Origin of the sequence: Streptomyces sp. NPDC052236 (genome assembly GCF_044548015.1) — a bacterium.
GTDB lineage: Bacteria > Actinomycetota > Actinomycetes > Streptomycetales > Streptomycetaceae > Streptomyces.
Window position 1 is genome coordinate 47,763 of record NZ_JBIUBL010000004.1, and the last position, 16,811, is coordinate 64,573.

General features: G+C 69.4%; 15 protein-coding genes and 1 pseudogene. 4 read left to right on the forward strand and 12 right to left on the reverse strand.

The genetic code is table 11. The annotated features are described in order from the left end of the window. Positions 1 to 81: 81 nt before the first annotated feature. The 4 genes from ACIHCQ_RS09025 to ACIHCQ_RS09040 all read right to left on the reverse strand — a co-directional run bounded on the left by ACIHCQ_RS09025 (position 82) and on the right by ACIHCQ_RS09040 (position 3,800). Positions 82 to 423, reverse strand: a complete 342-nt coding sequence (locus ACIHCQ_RS09025; RefSeq protein ID WP_399659313.1) for a GntR family transcriptional regulator — start codon at positions 421 to 423, stop codon at positions 82 to 84. Positions 424 to 478: 55 nt separating this feature from the next. Next, on the reverse strand, positions 479 to 1,660 hold the full coding sequence (locus ACIHCQ_RS09030; RefSeq protein WP_399659315.1) for a low temperature requirement protein A: 1,182 nt from the start codon (positions 1,658 to 1,660) through the stop codon (positions 479 to 481). Positions 1,661 to 1,720: 60 nt separating this feature from the next. Further along, entirely contained in the window at positions 1,721 to 2,965 is a 1,245-nt protein-coding gene (locus tag ACIHCQ_RS09035) for a cytochrome P450 (protein WP_399659991.1), read from the reverse strand. Between the two features lie 103 nt (positions 2,966 to 3,068). Continuing rightward, positions 3,069 to 3,800, reverse strand: a complete 732-nt coding sequence (locus ACIHCQ_RS09040; protein WP_399659317.1) for an ArsR/SmtB family transcription factor — start codon at positions 3,798 to 3,800, stop codon at positions 3,069 to 3,071. 118 nt (positions 3,801 to 3,918) lie between these two features. Here ACIHCQ_RS09040 and ACIHCQ_RS09045 point away from each other — a divergent pair. The 3 genes and pseudogenes from ACIHCQ_RS09045 to ACIHCQ_RS09055 form a co-directional block, all read left to right on the forward strand. Continuing rightward, positions 3,919 to 4,083 (forward strand): annotated as a pseudogene (locus ACIHCQ_RS09045) (flavin reductase family protein); the annotation flags it as partial. Between the two features lie 183 nt (positions 4,084 to 4,266). Then, positions 4,267 to 5,853: a von Willebrand factor type A domain-containing protein gene (locus ACIHCQ_RS09050; RefSeq protein WP_399659320.1), complete on the forward strand. Its 1,587-nt coding sequence runs from the start codon at positions 4,267 to 4,269 to the stop codon at positions 5,851 to 5,853. A 78-nt stretch (positions 5,854 to 5,931) separates the two neighbouring features. Further along, the gene (locus tag ACIHCQ_RS09055; RefSeq protein WP_399659323.1) at positions 5,932 to 6,399 is read left to right on the forward strand and encodes a DUF1772 domain-containing protein; all 468 of its coding nucleotides are present in this window, start codon (positions 5,932 to 5,934) and stop codon (positions 6,397 to 6,399) included. 1 nt (position 6,400) lies between these two features. Here the strand turns inward: ACIHCQ_RS09055 and ACIHCQ_RS09060 are convergent, their stop codons facing one another. The 8 genes from ACIHCQ_RS09060 to ACIHCQ_RS09095 all read right to left on the reverse strand — a co-directional run bounded on the left by ACIHCQ_RS09060 (position 6,401) and on the right by ACIHCQ_RS09095 (position 15,361). Then, positions 6,401 to 7,423: a LacI family DNA-binding transcriptional regulator gene (locus ACIHCQ_RS09060; protein ID WP_399659326.1), complete on the reverse strand. Its 1,023-nt coding sequence runs from the start codon at positions 7,421 to 7,423 to the stop codon at positions 6,401 to 6,403. Then, positions 7,423 to 8,850: an arabinose isomerase gene (locus ACIHCQ_RS09065; protein WP_399659329.1), complete on the reverse strand. Its 1,428-nt coding sequence runs from the start codon at positions 8,848 to 8,850 to the stop codon at positions 7,423 to 7,425. Before ACIHCQ_RS09065 ends, ACIHCQ_RS09060 begins: the two co-directional genes overlap by 1 nt. Continuing rightward, positions 8,847 to 10,271: a BNR repeat-containing protein gene (locus ACIHCQ_RS09070; protein ID WP_399659332.1), complete on the reverse strand. Its 1,425-nt coding sequence runs from the start codon at positions 10,269 to 10,271 to the stop codon at positions 8,847 to 8,849. Before ACIHCQ_RS09070 ends, ACIHCQ_RS09065 begins: the two co-directional genes overlap by 4 nt. 28 nt (positions 10,272 to 10,299) lie before the next feature. Continuing rightward, entirely contained in the window at positions 10,300 to 10,620 is a 321-nt protein-coding gene (locus tag ACIHCQ_RS09075) for an L-rhamnose mutarotase (RefSeq protein WP_399659334.1), read from the reverse strand. 16 nt (positions 10,621 to 10,636) lie between these two features. Then, complete coding sequence (gene rhaS / locus ACIHCQ_RS09080; RefSeq protein WP_399659338.1) at positions 10,637 to 11,728, reverse strand: rhamnose ABC transporter substrate-binding protein; 1,092 nt, start codon at positions 11,726 to 11,728, stop codon at positions 10,637 to 10,639. A 62-nt stretch (positions 11,729 to 11,790) separates the two neighbouring features. After that, the gene (locus ACIHCQ_RS09085) at positions 11,791 to 12,780 is read right to left on the reverse strand and encodes an ABC transporter permease (protein ID WP_399659341.1); all 990 of its coding nucleotides are present in this window, start codon (positions 12,778 to 12,780) and stop codon (positions 11,791 to 11,793) included. After that, positions 12,777 to 13,835 carry an ABC transporter permease gene (locus tag ACIHCQ_RS09090; RefSeq protein WP_399659344.1) on the reverse strand — a complete coding sequence of 353 codons (1,059 nt, stop codon included), beginning with the start codon at positions 13,833 to 13,835 and terminating at the stop codon, positions 12,777 to 12,779. The genes ACIHCQ_RS09085 and ACIHCQ_RS09090 overlap by 4 nt, the downstream gene beginning before the upstream one ends. Then, positions 13,832 to 15,361 (reverse strand): sugar ABC transporter ATP-binding protein, encoded by a 1,530-nt coding sequence (locus tag ACIHCQ_RS09095; RefSeq protein WP_399659347.1) that lies wholly within the window; start codon positions 15,359 to 15,361, stop codon positions 13,832 to 13,834. Before ACIHCQ_RS09095 ends, ACIHCQ_RS09090 begins: the two co-directional genes overlap by 4 nt. A 286-nt stretch (positions 15,362 to 15,647) precedes the next feature. Here ACIHCQ_RS09095 and rhaI point away from each other — a divergent pair, with 286 nt between their 5' ends. Further along, complete coding sequence (gene rhaI, locus ACIHCQ_RS09100) at positions 15,648 to 16,808, forward strand: L-rhamnose isomerase (RefSeq protein WP_399659350.1); 1,161 nt, start codon at positions 15,648 to 15,650, stop codon at positions 16,806 to 16,808. Positions 16,809 to 16,811 lie beyond the last annotated feature (3 nt).

A 16,811-nucleotide genomic window follows, 5' to 3' on the forward strand; every position in this document is an offset into this window, starting at 1 on the left:
TTCATATGGCGACAAGAGTTTGATCTGAGAGTGGCGAGTCCTTGCCAGCGGCGCTGCGGTTACGTTTGGGCTGCCGCGCAGCTACCGCTCATCGCCGCTCGCGGCGGGCGGCGCGTAGATCACAAACGTGCCCTTGTGCGGCAGGGTCGCCACCAACCCGCGCTCCCGGAGTTCACGCAGCGCCCGACGTGCCGTGCCGATGCTCACGCTGTAGATCTCCGTCATTGCCCGCTCGCCGGGCAGCGCCGCACCGGTCGGCAGCTTGCCCGACTCGAAAATCGCCTCGCGGTCGACCCAGGCACCATCGATCGTGAAGCCCAACTCCAGCCGCAGCGGCACGATGTCTGACCGCCACCGCTCCACCCACTCGTCGAGCAAGCCTTCTTGGACGGTAAAGGTGCGCAGTTGTGTCGTCCTGGGCATGGGGAGTCCCTCCTGAGTGCCGCTTCGCCGCCGACCGAAGCGTAAGCGGCAGTCATCAGCGATCTTGGTGAGCTTCGACCCCCTGGGCCAGCGTCACGGACACTGCCGCCAGCGCGGCCACCGCCAGGCCCGTGCCAAGCACCGGAATGCCGGTGAAGGTGAGGGCGAGGACCACCGCTGCGGTGCCCGGCATCAGCAGCGCGTGTGCGGCCAGGGCGTGGTGCGGGCGGATGTGCAGCAGATAGAGGACCAGCAGGAAGACCGCCACTGGCACTGTCACCGCCGCGCCCGCGGCGGTGCGGGAGATCTCTGTGTGGTGCGTGGCGTGGTCGACGTTCACCGCCAGGCCCGCGCCGACCGCTGCCGCCGAGCCGAAGATCAGGTAGTGGCCGTAACCCCAGGGGAACGCTGCCCGGTTGGAGGTCAGAAAGCGGGCGGCGGGCTTGGCGAAGTAGAGCCACCACAGCGACAGGACAATGAGCAGGCCGCCCGCCGCCACGGCGTAGAGGCCGGCGGTCGCCTCCCGCGCGTCCAGAGCCTGCTGTACGGCCGTGGTCGCCGCCAGCACCGACTCGCCCAGGACGATCAGGGTGAACAGCCCGAACCGTTCGGCGATGTGATGCGGATGCCAGGCCGTCCCCCCGGCGGTCTCGGCCCAGACCGGGACGGCGGTGTCGCAGAGCGCCAGAAGTGCGAAGACCGGCATTCGCATGTCGGCCGGCAGGAAGAGCCAGCCGATCCAGGCACACTGGATGACGGCGATTCTGACGGCGTAACGCACCGTCGTCGCCCTGCTTTCCGGGTGGGCCCGGGCCGCCCGCAGCCACTGCGAGATCAGGGCCAGGCGCATGATGGTGTAGCCGACGACGGGCATGGTGAAGTCATGGTGCTCGAAGGCGCGCGGCACGCCGGAAGCGAGGACGAGGATCCCGGCGATCTGGACGAAGGTGGCCAGCCGGTACGGCACGTCGTCGATGTCGTACGCCGACGCGAACCAGGTGAAGCCCATCCAGGCCCACCAGATGGCGAAGAACACGGCGAAGTAGCTGAGGATCGCCGTCGAGGCGTGGTCCTCGCTCACCGCATGGTGGAGCTGCGCGGCCACCTGGGCGACGGCGACGACGAAGCACAGGTCGAACAGCAGCTCAAGCGGGGTGGCCCCGCGGTGCGGCTCGGCGGGATCGCGCGCCGTTATCGGGCGGACCCACAGTCGGAAGGGGCGGGCTCGTTCGCTCACGCTTCATTCTGCGGTACGGCGGTGCCTGTGGGGCAGAAGCGGGCCCGGTTACGTGGCCGGTCACGTAACCGGTGTCAGGTGTACGGGCAGCGTGCGGTGGCCATTGGCGATGAGGCTGGCGGCCGGTTCGAGGGAATCGGCAGGGACCGCGAGGCGGAGGTCCGGGAAGCGCTTGAAGAGGGCGGGAAGCGCGGCGGCGGCCTCGGCGCGGGCCAGTGGGGCGCCGAGGCAGAAGTGGACGCCGTAGCCGAAGGCCAGGTGCTGCTTGTCCGTACGGATGAGGTCGAACCGGTCCGCCGTGTCGCCGTGCAGGGCGGGGTGGCGGCCGGCCGCGGCGTACGAAGCGAGGATCGCCTCGCCCTTGCGGATCACGACGCCGCCGTCGGGGAGGGCGATGTCCTCGACGGCGTAGCGCAGGGGCAGGTGGGCGACCGGGGCTTCGTAGCGCAGGGACTCCTCGATGACGTCGTTCCAGGTCGCCCGGCCCTCGCGCAGGTGGGCGAGCTGGTCGGGGTGGGTGAGCAGGGCCGTGACGGCCTGGTCCAGGAGGTTGACCGTGGTCTCGTAACCGGCGCTGACGACCAGCAGGAGGGTGTCCAGGACTTCCTGCTCGGCGAGAGCGGATCCGTCGCCTTCCTCGCTGTCGTCGCGGGCGGCGATCAGGGCGGAGGTCATGTCGTTGCCGGGCCGGTCCCGTTTGGCCGCGACGAGTTCGCTCATGATGCCGTACAGCGCCTCGTTGTTGGCCATGGCCTGTTCGACGGTCAGGGTGGTGTCGAAAACTCCGTCGACCATGGTGCGGAAGCTCGGTACGGCGTGGGCGGGCAGGCCCATGAGTTCGCCGATGACCTGGATGGGCAGAGGGTAGGCGAAGTGCTCGCGCAGGTCGATGACTTCGCCTGGCGGAGTGGCCGCCAGATTGTCCAGCAGGGCCTGGGTGAGCTGCTCGATACGCGGGACCATCGCCGAGGTGCGGCGCGCGGTGAACGCGGAGCTGATCAGGCGGCGCAGCCGCCGGTGGTCTGTGCCGTAGGCGGTGAACATATTGGTGACGCTGGCCCACAGGGCCAGGGGCCAGGTGCCGGTGATCTCGCCATTGATGAATCGCGGCCAGTGCCGTCTGGCGTCCTTGGAGACGCGCGGGTCGGTCAGGAGTCGGGTCAGCAGGGCGGGGTCGCTCACCGACCAGGCCTGTACGCCGAGTATGTCTACGAGGGTGGCCGGGCCGCCGGTATGTAGTTCGGCTTCTTCGGCGCGACGGTTACGGCCAGTGGGGTCCAGTACGAGAGGTAAGGGCCTGTCCATGTCCATGCGAGGTCTCCTCAGTTCAACGAGGCCGACGACGTACGCTAACGATGTGCCGTGCCCGGCCGCCAGAGCGCGATGGCGGACGTGGCCTAAGACTGGCCTAAGACCAGTCGGCGGGAGCGTTCAGTACCGCTTCCCCGAGGCCCAGCTGCTGCCGCAGTACGGCACGTCCTCTGTCCGTCACGGCGATCACGCGGGTCGTGCCCTTGCGGGTGACCCAGCCGTCGTCGAGGGCGTGCTGGAAGAGCGCGGCGCCCACGGCGCCCGCCAGGTGCGCGCGCCGTTCCGTCCAGTCGAGGCAGCTGCGGATATGAGCGCGTCTGGAGCCGCGGGGACGGTGGTCGTCAATGCCCAGCTCGCGCAGCCAGGTCTTGCCCCCATCCGTGAGCGCAGGCCCGTAGTCCCAGGTCAGCAGGGTCCGCTCGGTCATCGCGTCGGTGATCGCGACGGCGACGGTGCCCGCCAGGTGGTCGTAGCAGGTCCGGGCGTGCGCCAGGGCGCGGCGGCGGTGGGCGTCGGACAGTGATCGGATCGGGACGGTCTGCAGAGGAGCGTGCGAGGCCAGGCATTCGATCATCTCCGCGGTGGCGGGTCCTGAGAGGCGTACATAGCGGTGCCGTCCCTGCCGCTCCTCCGTCAGCAGTCCGCCCCCGACCAGTTTATGAAGATGGCCGGTGGCCGTTGAGGGCGCGACCCCGGCATGCCGGGCCAGCTCGGTCGCTGTCCAGGCGCGTCCGTCGAGCAGGGCCAGGCACATCGCCGCCCGGGTGCGGTCGGCCAGCAGAGCTGCCAGCGAGGCGAGGTCGGGGCCGGTGACGCTGCCCACCGTCATGCTTGGAGGCTGAGGCTGAGGCTGAGGCTGAGGCTGGCTCATACATCCATTCTGGGCGGTCGACACTTCGGCGGTCACCGAAGTGCCGGCGCTCTAGCGTCCTGCGACAAGCGCCACGATTCCGACCGTCACCACAGTCATTTCCCCGGGCATTCTGTACTTCGGGACCGCCGTCGCCCTCCTCACCACCGAGAACCTGGACGGCACGGCCAACCTCGCCCCCATCTCCTCGCTCTGGGCGCTCGGCCACACCGTCGCCAATCTCGCGGACCGCCCGGAACTCGGCCACGGTTTCCGCTCGGAGACCGCGGGCTCACACCCGTAGATGCCCCGTCGCAGTCGCCCCGTCGTCGCGCTGTTGCCGCATCGAGACTCATCCGCAACTCCTTCGGCCGGTCCTGCCCGCCCTCGCGAACGTCACAGTGACAAGTGCTGACGATCCAGGGGGACAGGGGACAGGGGACAGATGAAACTCCGGACAACGACGTACAGGGGAGCGCTGGCCGCGCTGCTGGCCGGTGGTGTGCTCCTTACCGCCGGTTGCAGCGGCGCCGGTACGGCCGACAGTGCCACCTCCGGCGAAGGAAAACCGAAGCCCGGGCTGGTAGCGCCGGACGGGGGTGGCGGAGCGCCGGCGGAGCGGGCGGACGGTGCCGAGGAGCGGGCGGACGGTGCGAAGGAGGGGGAGCAGGAAAGTGATGAGGACCAGGGCTTCAGGGCGCCCGCCGACTATCTGTCGACCTTCGCGCTGGACGTGGACACCGCCTCGTACGGCTACGCCCGTCGCACCCTCTCCGACGGAAAACAGCCCGAGCCGAGCGACATCCGGCCCGAGGAGTTCATCAACAGCTTCCGGCAGGACTACCCGAGGCCCAAGGGCGACGGCTTCTCGGTGACCGTCGACGGAGCCCGCCCCCGCGCCGACAGCAGCAGTGGCGACGACTGGTCTCTCGTACGCGTCGGACTGTCCACCCGGCCCTCCGACCGCACCGGCGAACGGCCCCCCGCCGCCCTCACCTTCGTCATCGACATCTCCGGCTCCATGGCCGAACCCGGCCGGCTCGACCTCGTCAAGGAGTCGCTGGGCATCCTCACCGACGAGCTGCGCGACAACGACTCGATCGCCATCGTCACCTTCAGCGACGAGGCCGAGACCCGCCTCCCGATGACCAAGCTCGACAGCGAAGGCGACCGCGACCGGGTGCACTCGGTGATCAACGACCTGGAGCCGACCGACTCCACCAATGTCGAGGCGGGCGTACGGACCGGTTACGAGGAGGCCGTCGACGGGCGCAGGCGCGGTGCCACCAACCGGGTCGTGCTCCTCTCCGACGCCCTCGCCAACACCGGCGAGACCGAGGCCGACGCGATCCTCGACACGATTGACGACGCCCGCCGCGAGTACGGCATCACCCTCTTCGGCGTCGGCGTCGGCAGCGAGTACGGCGACGCGCTCATGGAGCGGCTCGCCGACAAGGGCGACGGGCACACCACCTATGTGTCCACCAGCGAGCAGGCCAGGAAGGTCTTCGTCGACCAGCTGCCCGCCAATATCGAGCTGCGCGCCCGCGACGCCAAGGCGCAGGTCGCCTTCGACCAGCAGACCGTCCGTCAGTTCCGGCTCCTCGGATACGAGAACCGCGCCGTCGCCGACGAGGACTTCCGCGACGACGGGGTGGACGGCGGCGAGGTGGGCCCCGGCCATACGGTGACGGCGCTGTATGCCGTACGACTCCGGGAGGGCGCGAGCGGCCATCTCGCCACCGCCACCGTGCGCTGGCTCGATCCGAAGACGCGCGCACCGCATGAGAAGACCGGCTCGATCGAGACGGACGCCGTCGACGGCGCGCTCTGGGACGGCTCCTCCAAGCGGCTCCAAGTCACCGCCGTGGCGGCGTACTTCGCCGAATCACTGCGGGGCAGCTCGATGCCCGGAGCGCCGGGGCTCAGTGAGCTCGCCTCGCGGGCCCGCAAGCTCGCCGCCGCGACCGAGGACAGCGCGGTGCGTCAGCTCGCCGATGCCATTGGGCAGGCCCAGCGCATGGAGGGGTGAGAAGCAGGTGGCGCGGCGCGGCGACTGATCAGCCGAAAGGTCGCTGCGCCGGCCTGCCGCCGCGCCATGATGTGCGCCATGGCCACCCTTCTCCTCGCCCTCGCCATCATCTCCACAGGCCTCTACGCGGGCTTCATGCTGATCTTCCTCACCGGCATCATGCCCGGTCTCGCCCGGCTGCCGGACGAGCAGTTCGTGCCCGTCATGAGCCGTCTCAACGAGACCGTGCCGCGTGGCGTCTTCCTGGTGGTTTTCGCGGGGATCGTCGTGTTCCCGGGCGCTGCCCTCGCCATCCCTGTCGACGGGCGTACCACCACTCAGTTCTGGCTGATGTGCGCGGGGCTGGTCTGCGCCGTCCTCAACCACCTCGTCACCATGGGCGGCAACATCCCGCTGAACGACGCCCTCGCCGCGGCCGAGTCGGCCCCGGCCGCCCCGGCCGCCGAGACCCGCGCGGCCTTCGAGCCCGGCTGGAACCGCCTCCACCTCGTGCGTACGCTCTTCACCCTTGCGTCGTTCGTGCTGCTTGTCGCTGCTGCCGTCTGACTCAGCGGGTGACGCGGCTGGAACCCCGCACCACCAGCTCCGGCTGCAGCACCACCCGCCGGTGCTCATGCGACGCGGCGGTGGCGGCTTCCGTCTCCTCCAGCAGCAGTTCCGCCGCCAGCGCGCCCATGGTCACGGCGGGCTGGCGCACCGACGTCAGCGGCACCGCCGCTGCGGCCGCGAACTCGATGTCGTCGTAGCCGACTATCGCCAGATCGTCGGGAACGCTCACCCCGGCCGCGTACAGCGCCTGCAGCACGCCCAGCGCCAGCAGATCGTTCGCGCAGAAGACCGCCGTGGGCCGGTCGCCCAGGCCCAGCAGCCTGGCACCCGCGTCCCGCCCCGCCGCCACGTCCTGACGCTCCGTCGGGATCTCCCGCAGCACCCCGGCGGGCAGTCCCGCCTGCGCCAGCGCGGCCAGCGCCCCCTCGCGGCGGTCCCTGACCTGCTTCAGATGCGGCGGGCCGCTGACGAACGCGATCGAGCGGTGCCCGGCGTCCACCAGATGGCGCAGGGCCAGCGCCCCGCCCGCCACGTCGTCCACCGATACGGAGCACTCCGTGGTGCCCTCGGACACCCGGTCGACCAGCACGAAGGGAATGTTGTGCCGACGGAAGGAGTCGAGGTTGCGGCCCGACGCGTCGGCCGGTGTGAGTAGCACACCGCGCACCCGCTGCTCGGCGAAGAGCGACAGATAGTCGGCCTCCTCCGAGGGGCTCTGCGCGCTGTTGCACACCATCACGCCCAGCCCCGCCTCGCGCGCCGCCCGCTCCGCGCCGCGTGCCACATCCACGAAGAAGGGGTTGCCCATGTCGAGGACGAGCAGCGCCATGATGCGCGAGCGCCCGGCCCGCAGCTGCCGGGCGCTCTCGCTGCGTACGTAACCGAGCCGGTCGATGGCGGACAGGACGCGCGCCCGGGTCTCGTCGGCCACCGATTCCGGCCGGTTGATGACGTTCGAGACCGTGCCGACGGACACCCCGGCGATACGGGCGACGTCCTTGATTCCCACCGACGATGCCATCAGGCACTGACCTCCACGAGCTCCAGGCCGGTCAAATCGGCCAGCGCCCGCAGATCGGGCACGAGGTGGCCGGTCGCGAGCGCCCAGTGGTGGGCGACTCCGCTGGCGCTCCACGCATCGGTCCATTCACCAGGGTCGCATCCGAAGTCGACGCGCGAGGTGGTGTTGCCGATCTCCAGCAGCGGACCGCCGACCACCCTACCTTCGGACGCGATGAGCTTGTACTTTCCGTCGCGTGTCTGGCCGAGCCCGAGCAGCGTGACGGGGCCGCGCTTGACGTCGAACTCCACCGAGACGCCCCAGCCGCGTTTGCCGTGGTAGACACCGAGGCCGCGCAGCAGCGGCTTGCGCTCGCTGATGGCGAGATGGCCGGGGCCGTCGTGGCCCATCTCGACCACGCCGTCCCGGAAATTCAGCGCCTGGAGCTCGGTGAAGGAGCCGCCCGCGCCCAGCCGGTCCGCGATCAGCATGGCCAGGGACGTACGCAGCTCGTACTCGCCGCAGGCGGGGATCCCGCGCGCGGTGAGCAGCGAGGAGCCGAGGATCATCCCGGCGCCGAGCTTCTCGTGGACCTCGCCGTCCAGACCCCGGTGGTAGTACGCGAGCGAGTCGAGGTCGAAGTCGGCGACCAGCCGGTCCAGGCCGACGGAGACCCGGGCCGCCCAGGTCAGATCCTCCGGCACGACGGAATCCGCGAGCTCGAAGACCTCCCGGGTCTCGGCGAGCTTCGCCTCCACCTCGCCGTCCTTCACCTGCTCGACCCGTACCCGCAGATCGTCGAATTCGAGGACTTCGACATGGCCGCCGAGGTTGCCCGGGACCATCGTCAGGTCGGTGGACACGTCGTACATGCCCGGGTAGAGGTGGCCCATCAGCCCGTGCCTGCCGTTGCGCAGCACGGACCGTACGCCCGCGGACCGTATCCAGCGGCCGATGCGCTGCCAGGCGCGCTCGTCCTCCAGGTGGCCGGAGACCGAGCGGAAGGGCACGCCGACCCGTTCGAAGGTGTTGGCCATCTCGGGCAGCGGGCAGACGCCGCAGTACGCGAGCCAGGCGCCGGTGTCGAAGGAGGCGTGGTCCATCGCCTCGGTGGGCTGGAGGTTGATCAGCAGGACGGGTGCGCCGCTGCGCTGTGCGATCGGCACGAGCATGGTCGCGGTCATGTACGTCGTCAGGAAGCCGAGGATCAGGTCGCAGTCGGCGGCGCGCAGTTTCTCGGCCGCCGCCGCGCCCTCGGCCGCGTCGGAGATGAAGCCGACGTCCACGACCTCGGCGTCGAAGCCGCGCATGCGCTCGCTGACGCGGGCGGCGGAACGTTCCAGCTGGGGCAGCAGCTCGGGGAACTGGGGCCAGTACGCGCCGAGCCCGCCGGCGACGAGCCCGATGCGCGGCCGACGCCCCACGGCGGGTGTACGCAGCCCGCTCATGACGGCAGGGCGAAGTCGACGACGCGGATCGCGGACGGGGTCGTGCCGCTGGACTTCTGCTGGTACATGATCGACAGGACGCCGTCCTGGGCGAGGCGGGTCTCGTCCACGACGACCTCGCCGAAGGCGTTCAGCCCGCTCCCGTCGAACAGCGTCTTCCAGTCGGTGTAACCGGAGGCCTTGGACGCGGCGGCGATGCGGCCGTACGGGAAGACGGCGTAGGCGTTGTCGTACTTGTCGAAGGCGAGCCGCGTGCGCTGGCTGGAGTTCAGCGGCAGCGGTATCTCGGTCTTCTTCCACGCGCCCGCGGCGTCTTTACGGAGGTGGAAGGCGCGGCCGTTGGCGGTGCGGTCGTTGACGTAGTTGGTGGTGCACTGGCCGAAGCGGCCGGGGACGTAGCTGATGATGGCGTGCGGCAGGCCGGTGGAGTCGGTGGCCTGGCTCTCCTGGTTCATCAGCGAGTGGTCGGGGTTGAGCGCGTCGACCACGGTGCCCGCGTCGCTCACCGCGACCCGGTCCGAGCCGCCGGTGGAGCCGACGACCGTGCCCGCCGCGTTGCGCCAGGTCCGGCCGCGGTCGGTCGAGTACACATAGCCGGTGTCGTGGTTGGTGATGCCACCGCCGTTGCACATGACGGCGTTGTTCTGCTCGCGCCAGGTGAAGAAGGCGTGCAGCCGCCCGTCGCCGCTGTAGTCGATGCCGTGCAGATACATGTTGCGGGCGGTGCTGGAGCCGTGCTCGCTGGTGTACGTACCGGTGGAGCTGGTCCACTCGCCGAGCGCGGTCCACTTCGAGCCGTCGTACTCGGCGAGGGCGTTGCGGCCGTTGCCGGAGATGCCGACGCGGTAGCTGAGCTGGAGGCGGCCCTCCGGTGTGGCGACGAACTGCGGGTAGGTGAACTGGGACGTGAGGCCCACCCCGTCGAGGCTGGTCTGCACGCCGCCGAACCGGCTCGCCGCCCAGGTGCGTGAGGCCGGGTTGTCGAAGAGCCCGGCCTCCGACTTCACATAGAAGAAGCCGTTGCTGTGCGAGTCCATGTTGAGGTGCAGCCGGCCGTCGACGCGCGAGATCCCCATGGAGATGACGTTGTGGGAGTCGTTGACGGTCAGCTTGTGCGCGAGCTTGACCGTCTGCCAGGCGGTGGCGCCCAGCGCGCGCCGTGCGACCACGGCGCTGCGGTCGGCGGTGTACCAGGTGGCGTACTGGTAGCCCTTGTAGGTCAGAAGCCCGTTCTTCTGGAACGAGTTGTTGTTGACCAGGCCGTTGTACGACACGAAGTACAGGGCCTGGGAGTCGAGCGAGGTGTCGGCGACCTTCCTGACCGCCGGTGCGGGGTCCGCCGCCTGGGCCGTGCCGGGCAGGGTTGCGGCGCAGATCAGTGCGGCGGCCGTTGTCGCGACGGCGGCCAGGGGGCGTCTCATGGCGTAGCTCCTCTTGAGAGAAATACGACTATGCGAGGTGGAACACTTCGGTGAGCGGCTTCATCGCCTCGTCCGGCCTCTCGCCGTCGAGCGCTTCGAAGAACTCACCCATCTCTGCCTGCCAGCGGGCGTTGATCTCGGTCGCCGCCATGGCGCTCTGGGCCTTGGCGAAGTCCTCGGTCTCCAGATAGCCGACGAGCAGCCCGTCCTCCCGCAGGAAGAGCGAGTAGTTGTGCCAGCCGGTCGCGGAGAGGGCTTCGAGCATTTCGGGCCAGACAGCGGCGTGCCGCTCCCGGTACTCATCGAGCCGGTCCTGGCGGACCTTCAGCAGAAAACAGACGCGCTGCATCGGTGACATCAGAACCTCAGAAGTTGAACTGGTCGATGTTCTTCGCGTCGAAGACGGCGGGCGAGCCGAGGATGACCTCGCCGTCCTTGCCGATGGTGTACTCGCCGAGCCTGCCGGCCTTGAACTTCTCGCCCTCCGCGCCGGTGATCTGGCCGGAAGCCAGGGCCGCCGCGGCGTGCGCGCCGAGGTAGCCGAGGTCCTTCGGGTTCCACAGCGCGAACTGGGCGACCGTGCCGTCCTTGACGTACTTGCGCATCTGGTTGGGCGTGCCGAGGCCGTTGATGACGACCTTGCCCTTGTACGAGGAGGAGCTGACGTAGCGGGCTGCCGCGGCGATGCCGACGGTGGTGGGCGAGATGATGCCCTTCAGCTTCGGGTACGCCTTGAGCAGGCCCTGGGTCTCCTGGAAGGACTTCTGGTCGTCGTCGTCTCCGTAGGCGACCTTGACCAGCTTCATGTCCTTGTACTCGGGCTTGGTCAGCTCGTCCTTCATGAAGTCGATCCAGGCGTTCTGGTTCGTCGCGTTCTGGGTGGCCGAGAGGATCGCGATCTCGCCCTTGTTGCCGAGCTGCTTGGCGATGTTGCGGACCTGGCTGCGGCCGATCTCCTCGGAGCTGGCCTGGTTGATGAAGAGCTGGCGGCAGTCCTTGGCGGTGTCGGAGTCGTAGGCGACGACCTTGATGTCCTGCTTCATCGCCTGCTTGAGCGGGCCGCAGACCGCGTTGGGGTCGTTGGCGGCGATGAGGATGGCGTCCTGGCGCTGCTGGATCAGGGTGTTGATGTACGAGACCTGGGAGGACGCGCTGGCGTCGGACGGGCCGACCTCCTTGGCCTCACCCCCGAACTCCTTGGCCGCCGCGATACCCGCCTCGTCGACGATCTTCTCGTACGGGTTGTTGATCTGCTTGGGCAGGAAGGCGAGCTTCAGGCCCTTCTTCAGCGGGGCGTCGGGGTTGGCCGAGGCGCCCGAGGCCTTCGACGCGGTGTCGTCCTTGGCCGCCGCCGAGTCCTTGGTGGTGCCGGAGCAGCCCGCCAGGGTGACGGCGAGGGCGCAGACGGCGGAGGCTGCCGCGAGCGTGGATCGGCGGGTGCGGGAGTGCAGCTGCATGGAGATGCCTTTCGGGGACGTACGACGGTGTACGAGGGGGAGCGGGGGAGTGGAGCGGGGGGTCAGGAGGGGGCCGCGGTGGCGGCCCGGCGGTGGCGGCGTTCGGAGACCACCGAGATGATCCGGGGAGTGAGCACGGACGCGATGAGCAGCAGTCCCGTCACGACGACCTGGATCTCGTTGGAGACATCGTTGAGGGTGAGCAGATTGCGCAGCACCCCGATCAGCAGCACCCCGGCGACCGCGCCGCCGAGCGTGCCCTTGCCGCCGTCGAAGTCGATTCCGCCGAGCAGAATGGAGGCGATGACGACGAGTTCGAGGCCCATGCCGTTGTCGGCGCGGGCGGATCCGTAGCGCAGGGTGAACACGATTCCGGCGAAGGACGCCATCACTCCGGAGACCACGAACAGCGCCAGCTTGATCCGCTTGACCCGGATGCCGGCGAAGTACGCGGCGTCCTCCTGCGCGCCGATGGCGAACAGCGAGCGCCCGAAGCCGGTGCAGTGCAGCACGACGGCCGCGATCACGGCGAGCACGATGAACAGCGCGATCGGATACGGGATGAAGGTGCCGGGCACGGTCTCGGTGTACGTCGCCCACTGGGCGTACGTCTCGGGGAAGTCGGAGACAGCCTTGGTGCCGAGAATCACCTGGGCCAGGCCCCGGAAGAGCGCGAGGGTGCCGATGGTGACGGCGAGGGAGGGCAGCCCGACCCGGGTGACCAGCCAGCCGTTCAGGAATCCGCCGCCCGCGCCGACCAGCAGACAGATCGGCACGATGAGTTCGAAGGTGTAGCCCGCGTCCCACAGGGAGCCCGCCAGGGCGCTGGACAGACCGAGCATCGAGGCGACGGACAGGTCCACCTGCCCGGCGACGACCAGCAGGATCATCGGGAGGGCGATCAGGGCGACTTCGGCGATGTCGTTCAGGGCCGCGGAGAGGTTCGCGGTCTCCGCGAAGCCGTCGGTGGTGCCGGTTCCGACGAGGAACACGGAGATCAGCAGGATGCCGACGACGCTGTCCCAGCGCAGAAATTTGGTGAGTGCGGTCATCGCCGGCTCCTCTTCCTCAGCGCGTTGGTGGTGCGCACATTGACGACGCGGTCGGTGGTGATGGCCGCGAGCAGCAGTACGCCGGTGATGGCCTGCGTCCAGAAGGAGTCGACCTTCAGGACGACCAGGGCGCTGGTGATGGTGGTGAGCAGCAGCGCGCCGAGGGCGGCGCCCCAGACGGAGCCGACGCCGCCGGTGATGGCGACGCCGCCGACGACGACGGCGCTGACGACGGTGAGTTCCCAGCCGTTCGCCGCGTCGGCGACGACGGTGCCGAAGCGGGCGAGCCAGAGGGCGCCCGCGAATCCGGCGACGGCGCCCGAGAAGACGTACGCGGCGAGGACGCGGCGGCGGATCGGGATGCCCGCGAGGCGCGCGGCCTCGGGGCTGGAGCCGATCGCGTACAGCTCGCGCCCGCTGCGGTAGGTGCGCAGGAAGTACGCGGTGGCGGCGAGCACGGCGAAGGAGATCAGCGGCAGATACGGGATGCCGAGGATGGCGCCGCTGCCCAGCGAGAGCACGTCGTCGGGGACGTTGGCGGCGTTGATCTGCTCGCCGTGCGCCCAGGCGTGGTCGATGCCCTGGATGACGTACAGCATGCCGAGGGTGACCACCAGCGCGGGCACCTTGCCGAAGCTGACGAGCAGGCCGCTGACCAGGCCGCACACCATGCCGAGTCCGATGCCGAGCAGGACGACGGTGAAGGCGCTGTGGTCCGTGCCGGAGGCGAAGTTGCCGCAGGCGAACGCGGTCAGGCCGACGACCGAGCCGACCGACAGGTCGATATTGCGGGTGAGGACGACGACGGACTGGCCGACGGCGAGCAGCACCAGGATGGAGGAGTTGAGCAGGAGGTCCTTGACGCCCTGTTCGTCCAGGAAGGACGGGTTGGCGATCCAGGTGAACAGGACGAGCAGGACGAGCGCGCCGCCGATGCTGATCTCGCGGGCGCGGAACACGGTGTCGACGAGGGACCGGGCCTCGCTCTTCTCCGGCGCGGGCCCGGATCCGGGTGTGGTCGGGGGCGTGGGTGTCTCTTCGAGTGCGGTGGTCATGCTGCCTTCGCCTCCTTTCCGCCCAGTCCGGTGGCGGCGGCCATGACGGTCTCCTCGGTGGCTTGATCGCGGGGGATCTCGGCGACGAGCCGGCCCTCGTGCATGACGAGGACGCGGTCGGCCATGCCGAGCACCTCCGGCAGGTCGGAGGAGACCATCAGCACGGCGAGTCCTTCGGCGGCGAGGGAGGAGAGCAGCCGGTGGACCTCGGCCTTGGTGCCGACGTCGATGCCACGGGTGGGCTCGTCCACGATGAGTACGGCGGGTTCGGTGGCCAGCCATTTGGCGAGCACCACCTTCTGCTGGTTGCCGCCGGAGAGGACCCCCACCTCGTCGGACAGCTTGTTGTACTTGAGCTGGAGTCTGACCGCCCAGTCGGCGGCGCGGCTCTGCTCCAGCGCGCGGCGCACCATGCCGCCCTTGCCGAGCTTGTCGAGGCCGGTGAGGCCGATGTTGCGCTCGATGGACATCGCCATCACCAGTCCGCGCTGGCGCCTGTCCTCGGGTACGAGCGCGATCCCGGCGTCCATGGCGGCGGTGGGCGAACCGGCGGGCAGCTTCTTGCCGTCCACCTCGACCTCGCCCGCGTCCGCGCGGTCCACGCCGAAGACGGCCTGGACGACCTCGCTGCGTCCGGCGCCGACGAGTCCCGCCAGGGCGACGATCTCGCCGCGGCGTACGTCGAAGGAGACGTCACGGAAGACGCCTTCGCGGGTGAGGCGGCGTACGGACAGCGCCGTCTCGCCGATCTCCGTCTGCTGCTTGGGGTAGAGCTCGCCGAGGTCACGGCCGACCATGCGGCGTACGAGATCGTCTTCCGTGAGCCCTTCGAGGGGTTCGGTGGAGACCCAGCGCCCGTCGCGCAGCGTGGTCACGCGCCGGCAGATCTCGAAGATCTCCGCGAGCCGGTGCGAGATGAACAGCACCGCGGCGCCCTCGGCGCGCAGGGCCTCGACCACGGCGAAGAGCCGGGCGGTCTCGCTGCCGGTCAGCGCGGCGGTCGGCTCGTCCATGATCAGGACGCGCGCCTCGAAGGAGAGCGCCTTGGCGATCTCGACGATCTGCTGGTCGGCGATGGACAGACCGCGGGCGGGACGCCCGGGATCGAGGTCGACGCCGAGCCGGCGCATCAGGCCGGCGGTGGCGGCGGTCACGGCCGCGCGGTCGATGCGGCGCAGGGCGCGGCGCGGCTGGCGGCCCATGAAGATGTTCTCGGCGATCGAGAGATCGGGGAAGAGCGTGGGCTCCTGGTAGATGACGGCGATACCGGCGTCGCGGGCGTCGGCGGGGCCGTGGAAGACCACCGGCTCTCCGTCCAGGAGCACCTGGCCCGCGTCGGGGCGGTGCACTCCGGCGAGGGTCTTGATGAGCGTGGACTTGCCCGCGCCGTTCTCCCCGGCGAGCGCGTGGACCTCACCGGGGAAGAGTTGCAGGGAGACGTCCTGGAGAGCCCGTACCGCGCCGAAGGACTTGGAGACGTCCTGCAACGCGAGAACGGGGGCAGGGCCCGGGTCGGACTGGGGCATGAAGGACTCCTCAACGGCGGCGGGATGTGGACTCCCGGACTCATCGCCGGACTCATCGCGCCGTGAAAGGTTTCAACAAGGTTTCACGGAAGCTAGGTCGGCCACCCTGGCGGAGTCAATGGTCCTGCGAAAAGAATCTTCGCCGGGTATCCAACTGTGAAGTGCGGCGATCTCAACCCGCATCAACCTGGTCGGCGGGGTTGACACCCCTTCCCCGCGCTCCTAACTTGCCCTATGAATCGATTCATGCGGTTCATGACGCCCTTATGACGTAGGAGCCATTACTTTGACCGAGCTCGCCGCGGTGAAGGCCGCTCTCAAGTCCCAGGCCATCGAGACACCGTCGTGGGCCTACGGGAACTCCGGCACGCGGTTCAAGGTGTTCGCGCAGCCCGGCGTCCCGCGCACCCCGCAGGAGAAGCTGGACGACGCGGCGCGCGTGCACGCGCACACCGGGGTCGCCCCCACCGTCGCCCTGCACATCCCGTGGGACCGTGTCGACGACTACGCCGCGCTCGCCACGCACGCCAAGGAGCGCGGACTGCGGCTCGGCGCGATCAACTCCAATGTCTTCCAGGACGACGACTACAAGCTCGGCAGCGTCTGCAACCCGGACGCCAAGGTCCGCCGCAAGGCACTGGACCATCTGCTGGAGTGCGTCGACATCATGGACGCCACCGGCTCGCGCGACCTGAAGCTGTGGTTCGCGGACGGTACGAACTACCCGGGCCAGGACGACATCCGCTCCCGCCAGGACCGGCTGGCCGAAGCGCTCCAGGCGGTGTACGAGCGGCTCGGCGACGACCAGCGGATGCTGCTGGAGTACAAGTTCTTCGAGCCCGCCTTCTACGCCACCGATGTGCCGGACTGGGGCACGGCGTACGCCCACTGCCTCAAGCTCGGCGAGAAGGCCCAGGTCGTGGTGGACACCGGGCACCACGCGCCCGGCACCAACATCGAGTTCATCGTGGCCCTCCTGCTGCGCGAGTCGAAGCTCGGCGCCTTCGACTTCAACTCCCGCTTCTACGCGGACGACGATCTGATGGTGGGGGCGGCCGACCCCTTCCAGCTGTTCCGGATCATGTACGAAGTCATCCGGGGCGGCGGCCTCACGCCCGAGGTCGCCTTCATGCTCGACCAGTGCCACAACATCGAGGCGAAGATCCCGGCGATCATCCGCTCGGTGATGAACGTCCAGGAGGCCACGGTGAAGGCGCTGCTGGTCGACCCCGACGCGCTCGCCGCGGCCCAGGCGGCCGGTGACGTGCTGGAGTCGAACGCCGTCCTGATGGACGCGTACAACACCGATGTCCGGCCCCTGCTCGCCGAGGTGCGCGAGGAGCTCGGGATCGATCCCGACCCCATGGCCGCGTACCGGCGTTCGGGGTGGGCGGAGAAGATCGTCGCCGAGCGGGTCGGCGGCGAACAGGCCGGATGGGGAGCTTGAGCA